A 19,837-nucleotide genomic window follows, 5' to 3' on the forward strand; every position below is an offset into this window, starting at 1 on the left:
TGCGAATAATAAAAAAACCCGGGAGCTCCCGGGTTTTTTTATTTAATCAATCAGACCGTACTGGTCGCGCAATATGGCGATAATATCCACCTTGGGATTATCGGATAATTCCAGTTTCTGCCCGGTAATCTTCTCGGCAATCCCCACATAGGTACGGGATATATCCATCAACACCTCGACCGGCAAGGCATTATCTCGCGCCAGCGCTTCCCGCTCGGGCATCCGCTCTTTATTGAGCAGAATATCCGGATCCGGAAAATGGGTGAGCAATAGCTGGCGGAAGTCCTCTTTCGAATTCTCCACGATACGGCCTTCGCGGTAGGCAGGGCCGTCCCAGATACGGGATGAATCGGGGGTGCCCACTTCATCCATGTAAATCAGCTTCTCGTTGCCTGCGGCGTCGGTCACATAGCCAAACTCGAACTTGGTATCGACAAACACCTGATCGATTTTAGCCAGCTCACGGCTGATGACCTCGAAGCCTTCTTTCAACAGCCGCTCGTAACGGGCAATATCATCCTGGCTGCGAAAGTTGAAGGCTGCGAAGTTGTCTTCGATATTCTGGCGGCTGATGTTGACGTCGTCCGCCTCCGGCACGCCGGGAATCCCGGTGAGAATGCCCTTGGTGGAGGGGGTCATCAGCAACTCGGGCAGCTTCTGATCCTTTTGCAGACCATCCGGCAGGCGGATACCGCAGAATTCCCGCTCTCCCTTGGCATAGCTGCGCCACATGGAGCCGGTAATGTACTGGCGGCAGATGGCCTCGATCTTCACCGGGGTCGCCTTCTGCACTATCCACACGAAGGGATGGGGAATGTCCAGAATATGGCTGTCGGCCAGGCCCTGCTCGCGGAACAGCTTGAACCAGTGGTTGGAAATGGCGTTGAGCGCCGCGCCCTTGCCGGGCACGCCCTGCATGCCGCCTTCGCCGTGCCAGATGCAGTCGAACGCCGAGATGCGATCGCTGATCACCATGATGGCCAGCGGCGCATCGGCGGCCACGTCATAGCCTTTTTCCCGGATCAGCCGGCGGCTGTCTTCTTCGGTCAGCCAGTATACAGAGCGCACCTTGCCACTGTGCACCGGTTGCCGGGTACGGATCGGAAGGTCGTTGTTAACGGCCAATACCTTGTCTGCGAGACTCATCGCGTATGTCCTGTGTGTGGAGTGTTGAAACGCTGCCAAACACCGCCGCCGGGTTATTGTATTTATACGGAAGGGCGAGGCTGCCGGCGGCGCTATCTTATCAGATGTGAGAAAGCGGCAATAGCCGCTCCAGCACCAGCAACAAAGACGGCGTCGCAGGCGCCAGCCACCAGCAGACCGCCAGCAGAGACAACAACAGCAGATTGGGCAGCGGAGCCGGCCATTCGGTGATTTTCAGCGCGGTACCGAACGACTTCTTGAGCCGTCGTCCTTCCAGATCAATGCTGTACAGCTCATCCAGCAACAAATGTATCAAGGCGCCGATAAACACGAAAATGCCCACCTGCCAGGCCAGCTCGTCCGGCAACTGGAACAGACGGGAGCTAATCACCACCCCCCCACCGGCAAACACCAGATTGGCCAGCAGTGAATGCAGGGTGCCCCTGTGCACGGTAAAGCGGGCAAAAACCCAGCACAGGGGATAACGCACCAGCACATAAGCCCCCGCCCCCAGCACCAGGGTATCGAGCAGCGGCAGATATTGTCGGCCATAGAGCAATGCCAGCACGGTGCCGAGCATACCGAACAGACGGAAGATGATACGAATGGAGCGGGACGTGTCGGCATCTATGTCCGGCATGATGCCGCCCAGAGAGCCGGCCAGCCACAGCAGGCCCGCCTCGGGCAGGGTCACCAGCTGCGCCCAGGCCAGGGTGCCCGCCAGCAGGCCGCTGGCCACCGAGGCCACCTGTATATGAGTTCTGAAATCCGCCATCGACCACCTTCCCGGCTGAAAAATGGGAGCGAGTGTAGCATGTGCATACTGGATAAAAAAACAGGATAAGCGGTCACTCTGGGGCCACCCGAGGTCAGTAAGGGGTTGCCTGACGCAACCCCGCAAATGCTCCCATGACTCAGGTCGGTTAATGACTGGGCAGCAGACCCGGCGGTACCAGATGGCTCAGGCTGTTGGCCTTGAGCAGGGCATCGGCCTGTTCGATATCCGGCGCGAAGAAGCGGTCCTTGTCGTAGTAGCCGACTTTTTCACGCAGGGCCTGACGCGCCACTTCCAGCGCTGCCGTGGTCTTGAGGCCACCGCGGAAGTCCAGGCCCTGACAGGCGGCCAGCCACTCGATGGCCAGCACGCCGCGGCTGTTTTCCGCCATCGGCCACAGGCGTCGCCCCCCGTTGGGGGCCATGGACACATGGTCTTCCTGGTTGGCAGAGGTCGGCAGCGAGTCGACCGAGTGCGGATGCGCCAGGGCCTTGTTGTCGGAGGCCAGCGCGGCGGCTGTGACCTGGGCTATCATGAAACCGGAGTTGACGCCGCCGTTTTCCACCAGGAAGGGCGGCAGACCCGACATGTGGGTATCCATCATCAGGGACACCCGACGCTCGCTCAGGGAGCCGATTTCGGCAATCGCCAGCGCCAGGTTATCCGCCGCCATGGCCACCGGTTCGGCGTGGAAGTTGCCACCGGAAATCACGTCGTTGTCGTCGGCAAATACCAGCGGGTTGTCGGACACGGCGTTGCCTTCCACCAGCAGCACCTCGGCGGCCTGACGCAACTGGGTCAGACAGGCCCCCATCACCTGAGGCTGGCAGCGCAGAGAGTAAGGGTCCTGCACCTTGGTACAGTTGCTGTGCGACTGGCTGACTGCGCTGGACTCGCCCAATACATGGCGGTAACCGGCGGCGGCATCGATCTGCCCCTGCTGACCACGGATGGCATGGATACGCGGGTCAAAGGGACGACGCGAGCTCAGGGTGGCCTCTACGGTCAGGCCACCGATCACGATGGCGCCGGCGAACAGATCTTCCGCCTCGAACAGGCCGCGCAGGGCGAAGGCGGTGGACACCTGGGTGCCGTTCAGCAGGGCCAGGCCCTCTTTCGGTGCCAGCGCCATCGGTGTGAGGCCGGCCATTTCCAGCGCCTGACCGGCGCTGATCACTTCGCCTTTATAACGGGCCGTCCCCTCGCCCAGCAGCACGCAGCTCATGTGTGCCAGCGGTGCCAGATCGCCGGAGGCGCCGACCGAGCCCTTGCCCGGAATGCAGGGATAAATCTCGTGATTGACCAGGGTCATCAGCGCGTCCAGCACCTGCAGCCGGATGCCGGAAAAACCCCGGGCCAGGCCGTTGATCTTCAGCACCATGATCAGGCGTACCAACTGGTCGCTGACCAGCTCGCCCAGGCCGGTGGCGTGGGACAGCACCAGAGAGCGTTGCAGGGTTTCCAGATCTTGCGGCTTGATACGGGTGCTGGCCAGCAGGCCAAAACCGGTGTTGATGCCGTACACGGTGCGATCTTCGGCGACCATGCGGTTAACGCAGTCCACCGATGCCTGAATGGCGTCGTGGCAGCCGGGATCCAGCTTGAGCTTGACCGGCTGTTCGTAGACCTGGCGCATCTCGGCCAGGGTCATTTTTCCGGGGGTGATCGTCAGCGTTGTCATCACATTAATCCTTGTTAACCATCGGCAAGTCCAGACCCTGCTCGCGGGCACAGTCGATGGCAATATCATAACCGGCATCGGCGTGGCGCATGACACCGGTACCCGGGTCGTTACGCAGCACCCGGCCCAGGCGGGCGGCGGCGGCATCGGTACCGTCCGCTACTATCACCACCCCCGCGTGCTGGCTGAAGCCCATGCCCACACCACCACCATGGTGCAGAGACACCCAGGTCGCGCCGCCGGCGGTGTTCAGCAGGGCGTTGAGCAGCGGCCAGTCGGACACCGCATCGGAGCCATCCTTCATGGCTTCGGTTTCCCGGTTGGGGCTGGCGACGGAGCCGGAGTCCAGGTGATCACGGCCGATGACGATGGGGGCCTTCAGCTCGCCGTTCCTGACCATGTCGTTGAAGGCCAGCGCCAGGCGGGCACGGTCTTTCAGGCCGACCCAGCAGATGCGGGCAGGCAGTCCCTGGAAGGCGATACGCTCGCGCGCCATGTCCAGCCAGTTGTGCAGGTGCGGGTTGTCCGGGATCAGTTCCTTCACCCTGGCGTCGGTCTTGTAGATGTCTTGTGGATCGCCACTCAGGGCCACCCAGCGGAAGGGGCCTATGCCTTCGCAGAACAGCGGGCGCACATAGGCGGGGACGAAGCCGGGGAAGTCGAAGGCATTCTCAACGCCTTCTTCCAATGCCATCTGGCGGATGTTGTTGCCGTAATCCAGGGTAGCGGCACCGCGCGCCTGCAGATCCAGCATCGCCTGTACCTGTACCGCCATCGACTGTTTGGCGGCCTTGACCACGGCGGCCTCGTCCTGCTTGCGCATCTCGGCGGCCTGTTCCATGGTCCAGCCCTGGGGCAAGTAGCCGTTCAGCGGATCGTGGGCCGACGTCTGGTCGGTGACCACATCCGGCGTGATGTTGCGCGCTACCAGCTCCTTGAACACGTCGGCGGCGTTGCCCAGCAGACCGACGGAAATCGCTTCGCCCTTGGCCTTGGCCGTGTCGATAATCTCCAGCGCTTCATCCAGGCTGTAGGCCTTCTTGTCGACATAACGGGTGCGCAGACGGAAATCGATACGGGTTTCGTCACATTCGACGGCAATCATGGAAAAGCCGGCCATGGTGGCGGCCAGCGGCTGAGCGCCACCCATGCCACCCAGGCCAGCGGTCAGGATCCAGCGCCCTTTTGCCTCGCCGTTGAAGTGCTGCCTGGCCACGGCGACGAAGGTCTCAAAGGTGCCCTGCACTATGCCCTGGGAACCGATATAGATCCAGGAGCCGGCGGTCATCTGGCCGTACATCATCAGGCCTTTCTTGTCGAGCTCGTTGAAGTGCTCCCAGTTGGCCCAATGGGGCACCAGGTTGGAGTTGGCCAGCAGCACGCGCGGGGCGTCGGCGTGGGTCTTGAACACCCCCACCGGCTTGCCGGACTGCACCAGCAGGGTTTCGTCGTCTTCCAGCCGGGTCAGCACGTCGGCAATGCGGTCGAAACACTCCCAGTCACGGGCCGCGCGGCCGATACCGCCGTACACCACCAGATCTTCGGGCCGCTCGGCCACGTCCGGGTGCAGGTTGTTGTGCAGCATGCGGTAGGCGGCCTCGGTCAGCCAGCTCTTGCAGATCTTGTTGACGCCGGTCGGCGCCTTGATCACGCGGCCCGGATCGTGACGCTTGTCTTGCTGTGACTTCTTTTGCTGCGACATCTTTTGCTGCGACATGAGTGTCCCTCCTACAGTGTCAAAGTATGAATTAACCGAGCCGCCAGCCGGGCCGTATGGCCGTCGACGTCAACCTCGGGGTTCAGCTCGGCCAGATCGGCAAGTCGCAACTTGCCACTGGCGATAATCTGTTCAATTAAAGGTTCAATCACATCCAGTGCCACCCCCCGGGCGGCCGGTGCACTGACACCGGGCGCCTGGGCTGCGGGAAACACATCGAGATCCAGGGTCAGATACAGGTGGTCGCAACGACCGATGAAGGCGTTAAGTTCGCTGTGCATCTCGGCCAGTCGGCTCTGGGTCATGGTTTTGTCTTCCCAGGTCAGTACCTGCAGCTGTTCCGCCTTGTCGAACAGGCCCCGGGTATTGGAGGCCCGGCTCACGCCTAGGCAGGCGTACTGGAAGGGCCAGTCTTGCTGCTCGCAGGCTTGTGCAATCTGGGCGAAGGGGGTGCCGGAAGACACCACAACACCCGGATCGCGCAGATCGAAATGGGCATCGAAATTGATGATGCCGATGCGCGGGCGCAGCTCTTGGGTGGCCAGATGTCGGGCCAGCCCACTCCAGGAGCCGAACGCCACCTCGTGGCCGCCGCCCATCACGATGGGCAACTGCCGCCGTGCCAGACACTGAGCTACCTGTTTGGCCAGGGCCTGGTGCGCCGCTTCCAGCTCTTCGCCTGCACAGATCACGTCACCGGCGTCATAAACCGGAGCCGACTGGTGCCAGGCCAGGCTCGCCAGCATCTTGCGCAGGGAGGCAGGACCCTTAGCCGCGCCCACTCGCCCCTTGTTGCGGCGCACCCCTTCATCGCTGCAAAAACCAATCAGGGTATAGCCCGGCTCGGCCGCGGGGCCGAACGGCTGCACCTGCTGGTGCCAGCGGGCGGTATTGGGCTCGGGATCGGTGCGACCGGTCCAGATGTTCATGTCGATATTCATGCACACTCCCCAGCGACTATGCGTTGAACGAGGCGAGGCAGACCCACGCTGTAGGCCAGCTCCGCCGGATTAAGGGTGTCCCACAGACAAAAGTCCGCCTGCAATCCGGGCGCGATACGCCCCACCTCTTCCTGCAAGCCCAGTGCCCGGGCACTATGGGCGGTCACACCGCGCAGGGCCTCGATGGGGGTCAGGCGAAACAGGGTGCAGGCCATGTTCAGCATCAGCTTCAGGCTGAAGATGGGGGAAGTGCCCGGGTTGGCATCGGTGGCCAGCGCCATCGGCACCCGGTAACGCCGCAGCAGCTCGATGGGCGGCACCCTGGTCTCGCGCAAGATGAAGAAGGCGCCGGGCAGCAGGGTGGCCACGGTACCGGCCTCGGCCAGGGCCTTGACTCCGTCTTCGTCCAGGTATTCGATGTGATCCACCGAAAGCGCGCCGGCCCGGGCGGCGGCGGCGCTGCCGCCCAGATTGGACAACTGCTCGGTGTGCCCCTTGATGGCCAGGCCGTGCGCCCTGGCGGCGGCATAGACCCGTTCGCACTGCGCGACCGAGAAGGCGATGTTCTCGCAGAACACATCCACCGCATCGGCCAGCCCTTCGGCGGCAGCCGGTATCATCCGGTTACACACCAGATCTATGTAGCCGTCGGCGTTGTCCTTGTATTCCGGCGGCAGCGCATGGGCGCCGAGCAGGGTGGTCACCACCCGAACCGGCAGCTCGCGGCCAAGACGGCGCGCCACCCGCAGCATCTTCAATTCGCTTTCCAGGGTCAGGCCGTAACCGGACTTGATCTCGACCGTGGTCACGCCATCGGCCATCAGGGCCTGCAGGCGGGGCCTGGCGCTTTCGAACAGCTCGTCTTCGGTGGCGGCGCGGGTGGCGCACACCGTGCTGATGATGCCGCCGCCGGCACGGGCGATGTCTTCATAGCTAGATCCTTCCAGCCGGGCTTCAAACTCGCCGGCCCGGTTGCCGCCAAACACCAGGTGGGTGTGGCAGTCAATCAGACCCGGAGTCATCAGGGCACCCGCCACATCGATACACTCGAAGCCGGATCTGTCGTCGGCGCTCAGTTCACTCATCGTCTTGAGCCAGGCGATCCGGCCCGCCTGCACCGCCACCGCCATCGGCTCGGCGGCGCCATTCAGGCCATCAAACAGAGAGGCATTTACCCAGAGGCGATGTGATGACCGATTCATGAAAGCGTCCTCGATGCGTTATTTGTATATACATTTAATCCTTATCTTTGCATATGGCAATCATTTAAAACCAGAAAAACCAAAATTATTGACCTGTGTCACACCAGAAATATACACACCATTAACTTTATTTTGTTTTGTATATACATTACATATTTTTAATCCATTTCCATTTACTGCAGACAGTGACAAGGAGCGCTACAGACGGTGACAAGGAGTGCTCATGAATGACGGCATGCCGGCGCACCGGGCCCGGTCGGTGTTTACACTCTCGGAGTGAGGATTAAACGTCGCCTCACCGACCGCTGAGGCGCGCCGGGCTGGCTCCGGCTGCGGCTTACCGTTAAGATGTCGCCTTTTACACGGGACGATCTCATGGCCCTGACCGCCACCCTGCATAAAGTCCGCATGAATATCAGCGACTTGCACCGACATTACTATCAAGAGCACAGCCTGACCGTGGCTCAGCATCCTTCCGAAACCGACACCCGGCTGATGGTGCGCCTGCTGGCCTTTATGCGCCACGCCGATGAAGACCTGAGCTTTACCAAGGGCCTGAGCACCGACGACGAGCCGGAGCTGTGGCAGAAGTCGCCGGATGGCCGCATTCTGCTGTGGGTGGAGCTGGGAGAGCCCAGCGTCAAGCGCATCAAACAGGCCCTGTCCCGGGCCGAACAGGTGGTGGTGTACAGCTACGGCGGACGCAGCGCCCAGGAGTGGTGGAACAAGCATCAGACCGAGCTGGGCCAGTTGCCGCGGCTGCAGATTTATCACCTGGCCGACCCGCAACCGGCCCAACTGGCCGGGTTGTGCCAGCGCAGCATCGACCTGTTTGCCACCCTGCAGGAAAGTGAAGTTCAGCTCACCGATGGTGAACACAGCCTGGATTTGCAGCTGGACCAGTGGCGGTAAAATGCGGGGATTCGGGAATGGGGACCTGGGATTAGATGGTCGGTTGGGATGAGCGAAGCGAACCCCGACATGAAGCCGCCGGCGGCTTGTTGGAATTCGCTACGCTCATTACCAACCTACGCTGCGGCCCAAGAGATTGGGAGTGCGCTTTTTCCGCCCCCTCTCCCGGCACCTACAGTTTCAGGGTAGAGCGCAGCTTGTATTTGTCGCCCGGATGCCAGAGCCGGGCAAAGCTGACCAGCTGATGCAGTGACCAGGTGCGACGGGTCACCAGCAGGCAGGGGGAGTCGGACGATATCTGCAGCCAGTCACGAACCTCATCGGGCGCTATTCGGGCCTCAACTATGTGTTCCAGATCCGACAGCGGGCAATGTTCCACCAGATAGGCGTTGGGGGTTTGCCGGCTGAAATCGCACTCCAGATAACCGGGGGCCAGCGCCGGATGCACAAAGCGATCTTCCACCTGTATCGGTACCTTGTTTTCCCGATGCACTATCACCGAATGAAACACCCGGGCGTTGAGTCGCATGCCCATGTGCAGGGCCACTTCTTCATTGGCACGGCTCGCTTCCAGCACGATGACGCTGTTGCTGTACTGGTGGCCGCGTGCGCGCACCTCGTCGGCAATATTGCTGACATCCGCCAGCGGTGATTCGGCCTTGGGCTCGATCACGAAGGTACCCAGCCCGGCCCGACGCATCAGGTAACCTTCCTGCACCAGATCCCGAATCGCCTTGTGGGCCGTCATCCGGCTGACCTTGAATTGCCCGGCCAGTTCCTGTTCGGGCGGTATCTGCTGATGCAGCGGATACTCCCCAGACTCGATTCGAACCAGGATATGCTGTTTGATCTGCTGATAAAGGGGAATGGATTGGGTCACGTGGCCTCCTGTAACAATCTCGATTGTACATACAACCGACAGGCTGTCACATACCAGCCGCGTCAAACCATGAACCGGATCCCACCGAGACTTTAAACAGACGCCGATTTACGCTATGGTGCGCGCAAATTCAGTCAGCCATCGGCAGGAATACCTTGGAAAAACATGAAGAAGTGCTGGTGGCGCTGCGCCAGATCATCCGTGCCATCGACCTTCACTCCCGTCAGCTCAGCAAAGCCTCCGGCCTGACCGGCCCTCAGCTGTTGTTGTTGCAGGCCATCAGCACCCATGGCGACATCACCATGCGCAAGCTGGCCCAGGCCACGCACATGAGCCAGGCCACCGCCACCACCATTATCGACCGGCTGGAGCAGAAACAGCTGGTACGGCGGGAACGCAGTCAGACCGACAAGCGCAAGGTGCACGCGGTACTGACCGAAGATGGAAAAACCAAGCTCAAGACGGCACCGAGACCCTTGCAGGAAAGCTTCATCCAGCGTTTTCAGTCACTGGAAGCCTGGGAGCAGAACCTGCTACTGTCTTCGGTACAGCGGATTTCGTCGATGATGAACGCCGACGATCTGGATGTGGCCCCCCTGCTGCAGGTCGGCAGCCTGCTGCACGAGTGAGAGACGTGAGGGGTGAGGAGTGAACCTCTCCCCCTCACGCCTTACTATTCACCCTTCACGATCTTATCCTCACGCCTCACACTGCCAATTATTCTTCCAGGCTGATGCCGATATTCGACACCCCGTCCTGGGCGGCGAAGTCGCGAATGGCCAGAATGGTAGCGGCCTCTCTCGGCTGGCCCACTCGCTCCAGCAGCTCAACCTGAAACTCCATCTCTGTCATCATCAGATCGTTTTCGTACAGCTCTTCTTCACTCAGCTCCCGTTCCGCCAGCAGTTCGGCAAAACCGGCCACGGTACCGAGCGAGGCGTTGCTGGCTTCGATGGCTTCTTCACCGATACGACAAATCACCGAGTTGTAGGCGGCTCCCAGGGCGACGCAGGCATCCAGTGCCGGGTAGGCGCCGTAATGTTCAAAACGGGAAGGATCGGGAATAAAGGCTTCGAATGATTCAAGCTCGGCCGTCAAATCCACCTTGGATCCCTTGACGGTCAGATAGGTCCAGAGGGTGTTCAGCGTCGAGCGCAGACGCTCTCCGTTACCAAACCCGGACGTATCGCTGAACAGTCGGTAATTGGGATACATCCGCTCGGCCAGCGCCAATGCAAACACCGTTTGCTGCCATGGAGCCAGCTTGTTGATTTTTTTATAAAATTTATCACCGAACACGGATATTTCCTTATTGTTGGGGCTGCCGCCTTGTGGCCAGTATCGCCGTTTGCGGCCAAGGCTCACATTTTATGCGGGAAACACTGGTATAAGTTTATGCTTGTGCCATTGTCTCATAAAACACAGGTACAAAAAGCACGTTGAGGAGAGAAGGTATGGCCAATCATACCCTGTTACTGCTCAGTCAGGATAACGCCGAATATCAGGCGCTGTTGCAGCAGGCCTACCTGCCCGGTCTGACCATTCTGGCTCCCGAGCGGGAAGCGGATATCCAGGCGGCGCTGGCCAGAGCCGACATTCTTCTGGGCGAGCCGGCCCGCCTTCGCGAGCGCCTCGAGGATGCACACGCGCTCAAGTGGGCCCAGTCCACCTACGCCGGGGTCGAGCTTCTGCTCGAGTCCAACTGCCGCCGGAATTACCAGCTGACCAATATCAGAGGCATCTTCGGCCCCCTGATCAGTGAATATGTCTTTGCTCATCTGCTGTCGCTGACCCGACATCTGCGCCATTACCGGGAACAGCAGCGGTTGCACCACTGGCAACCCCTGCCCTATCACAGCATTCGCGGCAAGACGATGCTGATCATGGGGACCGGCAGCATAGCCCAGCATGTGGCCCACACCGCGGCTCACTTCGGGCTGACCGTGCTGGGCATCAGTCGTTCCGGGCGCGAAGCGCCCGGCTTCGATCATACCTATCAGCTGCCCGCCTTGAACAAGGTGCTGCCCAGAGCCGATGTGGTGGTGAGCGTACTGCCCTCCACGCCCCAGACCCGTGGCCTGTTCAACAAGGAACGCATGGACTGCTTCAAACCCGGCGCCCTCTTCTTCAACGTGGGCCGGGGCGATGTGGCAGATGAAAGTGCGTTAATCGAGGCCCTGCGCCACGGCAATCTCGGTGCCGCTGTGCTGGACGTGTTTGCCACCGAGCCACTGCCGGCCGGAAGTCCCTTATGGGACATGCCCAACGTGGTTATCACCCCTCACAACGCCGGCTACAGCTTTCCGGATCAGATTGTCACCCGCTTCAGTCGCAACTACCTGAAATACATAGAAGGCAAGCCGATGGAAGGGCTGGTGAATTTCAATCTGGGATACTGATGGACGCCGAATTCGAACGACTGCTGCGGCGGGTTCGGGCCTGCCGGATTTGTGAAGCCCAGTTGCCGCTGGGGCCTCGTCCTGTGGTACAAATGGCGCCACAAGCCCGCATCATGATCATCGGTCAGGCGCCGGGCCTGCGTGTTCATGAAACCGGCATTCCCTGGAACGACCCCAGCGGCGACACCCTGCGCCGCTGGCTGCAGTTGAGCCGGGAGCAGTTTTACGACCCCGATATCATCGCCATCATGCCCATGGGGTTCTGCTACCCGGGCCGGGGCAAGAGCGGCGACCTGCCGCCCCGCCCCGAGTGCGCCCCCGCCTGGCATGAGCCACTGCTGGCCGCCCTGCCCCACATTCGACTCACCCTGTTGATAGGCCAGTATGCCCAGCGTTATTACCTGGGCAGGCAATATCGCACCCTCACCGATACGGTTCGCCACTGGCGGGATTTTGCGCCCGACCGGCTGCCCCTGCCCCATCCTTCGCCACGCAACCGGCGCTGGCTGAGCCAGAACCCCTGGTTCGAACAGGAAGAACTGCCTGCATTGCGGGCGCGGGTACATGAAGTGCTGGGGAATACACAGAAATAGGTTGGCGATGAGCGCAGCGAATCCCAATATTCATGCCGCCGGAAAGAAGTTGGGACTCATACTTCGTCCCAACCTACGTCCTGTGTTTTTCTGACAGCTTAAAGCTTATCGCTGGCAGCTATTTTATTAACCCCGTTTCGGCACCAGTTGCGACAGCAGGAACAAGGTGGCGGCCACCACCACCACCGAAGGGCCGGCGGGGGTATCCTGGCTGATCGATAATTGCAGGCCGCCGACCACGGCAATCATGCCCAGGCCGCTGGCATACAGGGCCATTTGCTCCGGCGTATGACTGAAGCGCCGGGCGGTGGCGGCGGGGATGATCAGCAACGACGTGATGATCAGGGCCCCCACAAACTTCATCGCCACCGCGATCAGCACGCTTATCATCATCAGCAACAGCAGTTTCAACGGCTCTACCCGTATTCCCTCCACCCGCGCCAGCTCTTCGCTGACGGTAATGGACAGCAACTGACTCCAGTAGTGACGCAGGATCAACAACAGTGCCAGGCCGCCACCGTAAATCCAGTACAGGTCCGCCAGCTGGATCGCCAGTAGATCGCCGAACAGATAGGCCATGAGATCGACGCGGACATTTTCCATAAAGGCCAGCGCCACCAGCCCCAGCGACAGGGAAGTATGAGCCAGAATGCCGAGCAGGGTGTCGGTTGCCAGCCAGCTGGCGCGTTGCAGTGCCGCCAGCAGGATACCGAGGCATAAACAGGCCACCAGCACCGCCAGCGTCAGATCGATCTGCAGCAAGAGACCGAGCGCCACCCCCAGCAGGGAAGAATGGGCCAGGGTATCGCCGAAATAGGCCATGCGTCGCCAGACCACAAAGCTGCCGAGCGGGCCCGCCAGCAGGGCGATCCCCAGGCCGGCCAGCAGGGCATAAAGCAGAAAACTATCCCACATGGCGTACGTCTCCGTGGTGGTCGTCGTCACAATCATGGTGGTGGGTGTACACCGCCAGCTGAGCCAGTTCGGGGCGGCCGAACAGACGGGCAAACTCCGGATGGCGCGCCACCTGCTCCGGCTCGCCATGACAACAGATATGCTGATTCAGGCAAATCACCCTGTGGGTGCTGGCCATCACCAGGTGCAGATCGTGAGACACCATCAGTACGCCGCACTGCAATTCGTCGCTGAGCTGCTTGATCAGGGTGTAGAGTTCGGTCTGTCCGTGCACGTCCACGCCCTGGGCGGGTTCGTCCAGAATCAGTAATTCCGGCGCCATCATCAGGGCCCGCGCCAGCAGGATGCGCTGCATTTCACCACCGGACAACGCCTGCATGGCCCGGTCCGCCAGCCGTTCGGCACCCACCCTGGCCAGCGCCTGGGCCACCGTCAGCCGGCGACCATGAGACAGGCTCATGAAACGGGCTACCGTCAGCGGCAGCACCGGATCCAGATGCAACTTCTGCGGCACATAGCCGATGCGCAGCCCCGGCTTGCGCCACAACCGACCGGTATTGCCCTCGTTCAGGCGCAACACCAGTTTCATCAGCGAGCTCTTGCCGGCCCCGTTCGGCCCGACTACGGTCAGTATTTCGCCGCTGTGCAGGGTCAGTGAAATTCGTTCGAGAATGACATTGCCCCCAATTTCCAGTCCGACGTCGGTCAGTTCAACCAGCTTGGTCATTCGCTTTACGCCTTTACATCTCAATTTGTAATATTATAACATTGCCTGCTTACCGAACTCTATCACCAATCCGGACGACCCCCATCATGAGAGCCCTGTTTTTGCTGCCCCTGCCCCTGCTGCTGACGATGTCTCTGCTGCTGAGCGGCCAGGCCCGCGCGCTGGAAGTACTGACCACCATCAAGCCACTGCAACTGATTGCCAGTGCCATTACCGAAGGCGGCGAGGCTCCCGGGTTGTTGCTGGCGCCGGGGACATCACCCCACGACTATGCCCTGCGCCCGTCGGATGTACGTCGGATAAATAATGCGGATCTGGTGCTCTGGGTAGGCCCCGAGCTGGAAGGCTTTCTGACCTCGCTGCTCGACAAGCAACCCAACAGCCTGGCATTGCTGGCGCAGCTCGATATCGAAGGCCACGAACACCATGCAGACCATGCAGACCATGCAGACCATGCGGACCATGCAGACCATGATGCTCACCCGTATCCCCACCATGACGAACATGATTCCGATAAAATCACCGTCGGAAGCGAGGATGACGGACACGATCATCGTCATGGAGAGCAGGATACCCACATCTGGCTGGATCCCCATCACGCAGAAAAAATTGCCAGCCTGCTGGCCGAGCGCCTGAGTCGGCTGGATCCGGACAATAGTGAACGATATCAGCGCAATCTGACCGCCTTTCGGGCAGGCTTGACCGAGGCCGACCAACAGGTGGCCGAACGTCTGGCCCCGACCGCCGGCATCGGTTACTTCGTGTTCCACGATGCCTACGGCTACTGGGAAGATCATTACCAGTTACCGTCTCTCGGATATTTTACCGTCAACCCGGAACGCTCTCCCGGGGCCAGAACCGTGTCACGTATCCATCAGGCACTGAAGCAATCCCAGGCACAGTGCGTCTTTGCCGAACCCCAGTTCAGGCCCGCCGTAGTAGAGGCCGTGGTGCGTAACACCCAGGCGCGCATCGGCATACTGGACCCTTTGGGGGCCGATATTGAAGTAGGCCCCCGAGGCTACTTTGCCTTTATGCACCAGCTGGCGGACGCCATGGCCGGCTGCCTGCTCAATGAACGCTAAAAACTTGAAAAAAAATCCGGTACTATACGGAACTTTATAATTGCAGCATGCACTAATCACGGTGGTCCGGACGACGGACCATTATAGTAATAAACCTTAACCGCTTTATTATCTTTGGATCTATGCCTGGATAGATAAAGCGGTTTTTGCATTCATCATTCATGATTCAGCAACCCACAGGCACAGGTAATCCGGATGAATCCTCTCCGCCCAATACAATCAAAACTGAAAGGTATGCCGGCGCCATTACCCAAGCGACACCTGTATGGCATTATCCTGCTCGGCGGCCTGACGCTGACGACCACGGTGCTGCTCCCCTCGCCCGGCGACCTGGCCACGCAACCGATAAAAATCACCATTCCAGCCAGCCTGAACCTGCCGCAAAAAGCCGCCAAAGAGCAGGTCGACAACACCGAATTCTACACCCTGCCCAGCGATGAAATAGAGCCGGTCGACGCCCTGGATGAAATTGCCGCCACCGAGCCCGAATGGCAGGAATACGTGGTGCAAAACGGCGATACCCTGAGCACCATTTTCAACGGTCTGGGGCTGCCGCTCGCCACCATGTACCGGCTACTGGAAGCCGACCAGGGCAAGGTACTGCACGGCCTCAGGCCGGGTCAGACCCTGTCGTTGCTGATCGATCAGGACAACCTGCTGCAGGAATTCAAGATCAAGCGGGATTTGCTGCATACCCGCATCTTTACCCGCGACGGCGACGGCTATCAAAGCCGCCTCAGAACAGAGGAAAGCAACTGGGAAACCCGGGCCCTGAGCGGAGTGATCAACGGCAGTTTCTATATCAGCGCCCGGGATGCCGGCCTTTCCGCCACTCAGATCCAGCGGGTTGCCAACCTGTTTCAGTGGCAGCTCGATTTTGCCCGGGATTTGCGTCAGGGCGACCGCTTCAAGGTGCTGGTACAGCGTGAGTTCGTCGAAGGCCAGAGCACCGGCAAGTCCGAACTGCAGGCGGTGGAAATGACCAACAAGGGCCGCACCTTCTACGCCTTTCGTCATGAAGACGGCAAATTTTACGATGCGAAGGGTGAAAGCCTGGAGCGGGGCTTTATTCGCATTCCGCTGGAACGTCGTGCCCGGCTCAGTTCCAACTTCAACCTGAACCGCAAACACCCCGTTACCGGCCGGGTTCAGCCCCACAAGGGCACCGACTTTGCCGTTCCTGTCGGTACCCCTGTGCTGGCCCCAGGTGACGGCGTGGTGGTCAAGGCCGTGCGCCATCGCCTGGCCGGCAACTACCTGGTGCTCCGTCATGGTCGCCAGTACACCACCCGCTTCCTGCACCTCAGCAAGTTCCTGGTCAAACCGGGTGATACGGTGCGTCGGGGCCAGCGTATTGCGCTGTCCGGCAACACGGGCCGCTCTACCGGGCCGCATCTGCACTACGAGTTCCACGTCAACAACAGGGCGGTGGACGCCATGCAGGTCAAGTTGCCGATGGCCGATGGTCTGGGTGGTACCGAGAAGCGTACCTTCCTTGCCACCGTGGAAAAATACCGGCAGGAGCTGGACGGTTAACAACCAGACTTCTCCCATAAATACAAAAAGCGCCTGACGGCGCTTTTTTTATTACGGCGTAATCACGATCGGTTATTTGGCGTGGTAGGGCCGTGACAGGCGATGTACCGACTCGATAAAGGCACCGGCGTGTTCCGGATCCACATCCAGATGAATGCCATGGCCCAGGTTGAACACATGGCCGGGGCCGTCGCCAAAACCTTCCAGAATGGTCGCCACTTCCTGCTCGATACGGGGAATGGGCGCATAGAGCATGGACGGATCCATGTTGCCCTGCAGGGCCACCTTGTCGCCGACGCGACGCTTGGCGTCGGCAATGTTGATGGTCCAGTCCAGGCCCACCGCATCACAGCCGGTGGCGGCAATCGCTTCCAGCCACTGGCCACCGTTTTTGGTAAACAGGGTCACCGGCACCCGGCGACCTTCATTTTCGCGGGTCAGGCCATCGACGATTCTGGCCATGTACTGCAGCGAGAAGTCGTTGTAGTCGCGCGGGGTCAGCACGCCACCCCAGGTATCGAAAATCATCAGTGACTGGGCACCGGCCGCCACCTGGGCGTTGAGATAGCTGGTTACGCTGTCGGCCAGCTTGTCGAGCAGCAGATGCAGGGCCTGAGGATCGGCATACATCATCTTCTTGATCTTGGTGAAGGCCTTGGAGCTGCCGCCTTCCACCATATAGGTAGCCAGGGTCCAGGGGCTGCCGGAAAAGCCGATCAGCGGCACTTCACCCTGCAGCTCGCGACGAATGGTGCGTACCGCATTCATCACATAGCCCAGCTCGTCTTCCGGATCCGGAATGGCGATTTTCTGCACATCGGCCATGGAGGCAATCGGCCGCTCGAACTTGGGACCCTCTCCGGTTTCGAAGTAGAGCCCCAGTCCCATGGCATCGGGAATGGTCAGAATATCGGAAAACAGGATGGCCGCATCGAGCGGGAAACGACGCAGCGGCTGCAGCGTCACTTCACAGGCCAGCTCTGCATTTTTGCACAGTGACATAAAATCACCGGCTTCGGCCCGGGTTGCCTTGTACTCGGGCAGATAGCGGCCCGCCTGGCGCATCATCCATACCGGGGTATAGTCTACCGGCTGGCGTAAAAGGGCACGTAAGTAACTATCATTCTTGAGTGGTTTCATCCCGTCGTTCCAGATCAGGTGGCAAATTGCCCGCATTGTAACATTAGATGCCGGAAGTAACATCCAGATGGCGGAATCGGCAAACGGCGTGGGTCGGTCAAACCCGTGCCGGAAAGGGTGCACAAAGGCACAACTTATGAGCAATGCTATTGACCCGGACTACTCTTTACTTTAATGATGGGGGCCTGCCACCTGTTCAGGTCGCCCAAGGAGGGAATCATGCTCAGGAAAATGGAACAAACCAAAAAGCAACTGGCCGGCAAGCATCAGGCCCTGGATGCCTTTATCAATGCCCGCCAAAGCCTGCTGGTCGAATACATCCGTCTGTCCACCAACCAGAAAACCCAGCCAACACCGGAAGAGCTGTCCGAATTCTGTGGTCAGCTGGTCGACTATGTCTGCGCCGGTCATTTCGAGATCTACGATTATGTCATGGCCGCCTACGAGGCATCCCGGGGCAACGCACGGACGCTGGCCGAACGCATCTATCCGCGCCTCAAGCAAAGCGCCGGCGAGGCGCTGAATTTCCATGACAAGTACGCTCAGGTCGATGAAGACACCCTGCTGGAACTGGAGCTGGACCAGGATCTCGGCCGGCTTGGCGAAATGCTCGAAGAGCGGTTTGAACTGGAAGACCGGCTGGTGTCGGCCATCTCGCTGGTGAACCATCTGGATACCGGTGAGCTCGCCTGACAGAAGCCGATAATGGCTGAACGCAGACGGGCTCAAGGCGGGAGCAAGAGCCCGACTCGCGCCGGGTTATAACGCTTCGAGCGCCTCGTCCAGCTTCTTGACGGCGATCACTTCCATGCCGGCAGGTGCCTGCTTGGGTCTGTTCGCCCAGGGGACTATGGCGCGGGTAAAGCCGTGCTTGGCCGCTTCCATCAGTCGCTCCTGACCCGACGGCACCGGGCGGATTTCTCCCGACAGGCCCACTTCGCCGAACACCACCAGCTCTTGCGGTAACGGCTTGTCACGAAAACTCGATACCAACGCCAGTAACAAGGCCAAATCGGCACTGGTATCTTCTACTCTCACCCCGCCCACCACGTTGACAAATACATCCTGATCCGCCATCTGCAAGCCGCCATGGCGATGTAATACCGCCAGCAACATCGACAGCCTGTTCTGCTCCAGCCCCACGGTGACCCGTCGCGGATTACCCAGCTGGGAATAATCCACCAGGGCCTGCAGCTCAACCAGCAAGGGACGGGTCCCTTCCCAGATGATCATCACCACAGAGCCCGTGGTCTGTTCTTCCCCCCGGCTCAGGAAGATGGCCGAAGGGTTGCTCACTTCTTTAAGGCCGGTTTCGGTCATGGCAAAGACCCCCAGCTCGTTAACCGCACCGAAGCGGTTCTTGTGACTGCGCAACATACGAAAACGGCTGTCACTGGCGCCATCGAGCATAATGGAACAATCGATGCAGTGTTCCAGTACCTTGGGCCCGGCCAGGGCACCGTCTTTGGTCACATGCCCGACCAGCAGCATGATCACCCCTTGCTGCTTGGCAAAACGCGTTAATTGCGCCGCCGCCTCTCGTACCTGACTCACGGAACCGGGAGCCGACTGAACGTCGGCCACATGCATGACCTGAATGGAGTCGATCACCACCACGGCGGGCTTTTCTTCCCGTGCCACATGACAAATTTGCTCGACGCTGGTTTCAGACAGCATACGTAGCTGATCCCGGGGCAAGCCCAGGCGCTGAGCCCGCATCGCCACCTGTTGCAGGGATTCTTCACCGGTGACATAGAGGGTTTTCATGCGACGGGCCAAGCCGCACATCACCTGCAGCAACAGCGTACTCTTGCCCGCCCCGGGGCTACCGCCGATTAAAATGGCCGAACCGGCGACCATACCGCCGCCCAACACGCGATCCAGCTCATTAAATCCACTGTTGATACGCGGCAACTCGGTTAATGCCACTTCGTCCAGCGTTTGTACCTTGTTGTCCTGAGTGCCCGCATAACCCACAAACCGGCTGTTACGGCTGACGGTCGTCGCGGTGGCCGGCGCCAGCCGAATCTCGGTAACGGTATTCCACTCCTTGCACTCGGAACACTGCCCCTGCCAGCGTGGAAATTCGGCACCACATTCGCCGCAGACAAACGCCGTTTTGGGCTTGGCCATACATACTCACTCATTGATTAACGAGCTGCTATACTGGCCCAAGTTTTTCATACAC

General features: G+C 60.0%; 19 protein-coding genes. 7 read left to right on the plus strand and 12 right to left on the minus strand.

Going from position 1 to position 19,837, the window contains the following annotated elements; genetic code table 11:
• Positions 1-42 precede the first annotated feature (42 nt).
• From HNR62_RS07855 to hutI, 6 genes are all read right to left on the minus strand, one after another.
• Entirely contained in the window at positions 43-1,146 is a 1,104-nt protein-coding gene (locus HNR62_RS07855) for a phosphoribosylaminoimidazolesuccinocarboxamide synthase (RefSeq protein WP_204795533.1), read from the minus strand.
• A 100-nt stretch (positions 1,147-1,246) separates the two neighbouring features.
• The gene (locus HNR62_RS07860) at positions 1,247-1,921 is read right to left on the minus strand and encodes a metal-dependent hydrolase (protein ID WP_204795534.1); all 675 of its coding nucleotides are present in this window, start codon (positions 1,919-1,921) and stop codon (positions 1,247-1,249) included.
• 148 nt (positions 1,922-2,069) lie between these two features.
• Positions 2,070-3,602, minus strand: coding sequence for a histidine ammonia-lyase (hutH, locus tag HNR62_RS07865; RefSeq protein WP_204795535.1), 1,533 nt, complete (start codon positions 3,600-3,602; stop codon positions 2,070-2,072).
• Positions 3,603-3,606: 4 nt separating this feature from the next.
• A complete protein-coding gene (hutU, locus tag HNR62_RS07870) occupies positions 3,607-5,304 on the minus strand; it encodes a urocanate hydratase (protein WP_204795604.1) in 1,698 nt (565 codons plus the stop codon).
• 26 nt (positions 5,305-5,330) lie between these two features.
• A complete protein-coding gene (gene hutG, locus HNR62_RS07875) occupies positions 5,331-6,260 on the minus strand; it encodes a formimidoylglutamase (RefSeq protein ID WP_204795536.1) in 930 nt (309 codons plus the stop codon).
• On the minus strand, positions 6,257-7,462 hold the full coding sequence (gene hutI / locus HNR62_RS07880; RefSeq protein WP_204795537.1) for an imidazolonepropionase: 1,206 nt from the start codon (positions 7,460-7,462) through the stop codon (positions 6,257-6,259). The genes hutG and hutI overlap by 4 nt, the downstream gene beginning before the upstream one ends.
• 375 nt (positions 7,463-7,837) lie before the next feature.
• On the opposite strand from hutI, the gene HNR62_RS07885 reads away from it, so the two are divergent.
• Positions 7,838-8,374: a YaeQ family protein gene (locus HNR62_RS07885; protein WP_204795538.1), complete on the plus strand. Its 537-nt coding sequence runs from the start codon at positions 7,838-7,840 to the stop codon at positions 8,372-8,374.
• A 172-nt stretch (positions 8,375-8,546) separates the two neighbouring features.
• Here the strand turns inward: HNR62_RS07885 and hutC are convergent, their stop codons facing one another.
• Positions 8,547-9,254 (minus strand): histidine utilization repressor, encoded by a 708-nt coding sequence (gene hutC, locus HNR62_RS07890; RefSeq protein ID WP_204795539.1) that lies wholly within the window; start codon positions 9,252-9,254, stop codon positions 8,547-8,549.
• 155 nt (positions 9,255-9,409) lie between these two features.
• On the opposite strand from hutC, the gene HNR62_RS07895 reads away from it, so the two are divergent.
• The gene (locus HNR62_RS07895; RefSeq protein ID WP_204795540.1) at positions 9,410-9,883 is read left to right on the plus strand and encodes a MarR family winged helix-turn-helix transcriptional regulator; all 474 of its coding nucleotides are present in this window, start codon (positions 9,410-9,412) and stop codon (positions 9,881-9,883) included.
• 88 nt (positions 9,884-9,971) lie between these two features.
• Here HNR62_RS07895 and HNR62_RS07900 read toward each other — a convergent pair whose 3' ends face one another.
• The gene (locus HNR62_RS07900) at positions 9,972-10,553 is read right to left on the minus strand and encodes a DUF416 family protein (protein ID WP_204795541.1); all 582 of its coding nucleotides are present in this window, start codon (positions 10,551-10,553) and stop codon (positions 9,972-9,974) included.
• 155 nt (positions 10,554-10,708) lie between these two features.
• Between HNR62_RS07900 and HNR62_RS07905 the strand changes: the two genes are divergently transcribed.
• Entirely contained in the window at positions 10,709-11,653 is a 945-nt protein-coding gene (locus HNR62_RS07905; protein WP_204795542.1) for a D-2-hydroxyacid dehydrogenase, read from the plus strand.
• Positions 11,653-12,246 carry a uracil-DNA glycosylase family protein gene (locus HNR62_RS07910; protein WP_204795543.1) on the plus strand — a complete coding sequence of 198 codons (594 nt, stop codon included), beginning with the start codon at positions 11,653-11,655 and terminating at the stop codon, positions 12,244-12,246. The genes HNR62_RS07905 and HNR62_RS07910 overlap by 1 nt, the downstream gene beginning before the upstream one ends.
• Positions 12,247-12,372: 126 nt before the next feature.
• On the opposite strand, the gene znuB is transcribed toward HNR62_RS07910, so the two are convergent.
• Positions 12,373-13,161 carry a zinc ABC transporter permease subunit ZnuB gene (gene znuB / locus HNR62_RS07915; RefSeq protein ID WP_204795544.1) on the minus strand — a complete coding sequence of 263 codons (789 nt, stop codon included), beginning with the start codon at positions 13,159-13,161 and terminating at the stop codon, positions 12,373-12,375.
• Positions 13,151-13,888: a zinc ABC transporter ATP-binding protein ZnuC gene (gene znuC / locus HNR62_RS07920; protein ID WP_204795545.1), complete on the minus strand. Its 738-nt coding sequence runs from the start codon at positions 13,886-13,888 to the stop codon at positions 13,151-13,153. The genes znuB and znuC overlap by 11 nt, the downstream gene beginning before the upstream one ends.
• Before the next feature lie 86 nt (positions 13,889-13,974).
• Here znuC and znuA point away from each other — a divergent pair, with 86 nt between their 5' ends.
• Positions 13,975-14,973, plus strand: a complete 999-nt coding sequence (znuA, locus tag HNR62_RS07925; protein ID WP_420827148.1) for a zinc ABC transporter substrate-binding protein ZnuA — start codon at positions 13,975-13,977, stop codon at positions 14,971-14,973.
• A 195-nt stretch (positions 14,974-15,168) separates the two neighbouring features.
• Positions 15,169-16,509, plus strand: coding sequence for a murein DD-endopeptidase MepM (gene mepM, locus HNR62_RS07930; protein ID WP_204795546.1), 1,341 nt, complete (start codon positions 15,169-15,171; stop codon positions 16,507-16,509).
• Positions 16,510-16,581: 72 nt separating this feature from the next.
• On the opposite strand, the gene hemE is transcribed toward mepM, so the two are convergent.
• Positions 16,582-17,649, minus strand: a complete 1,068-nt coding sequence (hemE, locus tag HNR62_RS07935) for a uroporphyrinogen decarboxylase (protein WP_204795547.1) — start codon at positions 17,647-17,649, stop codon at positions 16,582-16,584.
• Between the two features lie 219 nt (positions 17,650-17,868).
• Between hemE and rsd the strand changes: the two genes are divergently transcribed.
• Positions 17,869-18,342 carry a sigma D regulator gene (gene rsd / locus HNR62_RS07940; RefSeq protein WP_204795548.1) on the plus strand — a complete coding sequence of 158 codons (474 nt, stop codon included), beginning with the start codon at positions 17,869-17,871 and terminating at the stop codon, positions 18,340-18,342.
• Between the two features lie 66 nt (positions 18,343-18,408).
• Here the strand turns inward: rsd and radA are convergent, their stop codons facing one another.
• Positions 18,409-19,782 (minus strand): DNA repair protein RadA, encoded by a 1,374-nt coding sequence (radA, locus tag HNR62_RS07945; RefSeq protein ID WP_204795549.1) that lies wholly within the window; start codon positions 19,780-19,782, stop codon positions 18,409-18,411.
• Positions 19,783-19,837 lie beyond the last annotated feature (55 nt).

The organism is Oceanisphaera litoralis (assembly GCF_016907015.1).
Classification (GTDB): Bacteria; Pseudomonadota; Gammaproteobacteria; order Enterobacterales; family Aeromonadaceae; genus Oceanimonas; species Oceanimonas litoralis.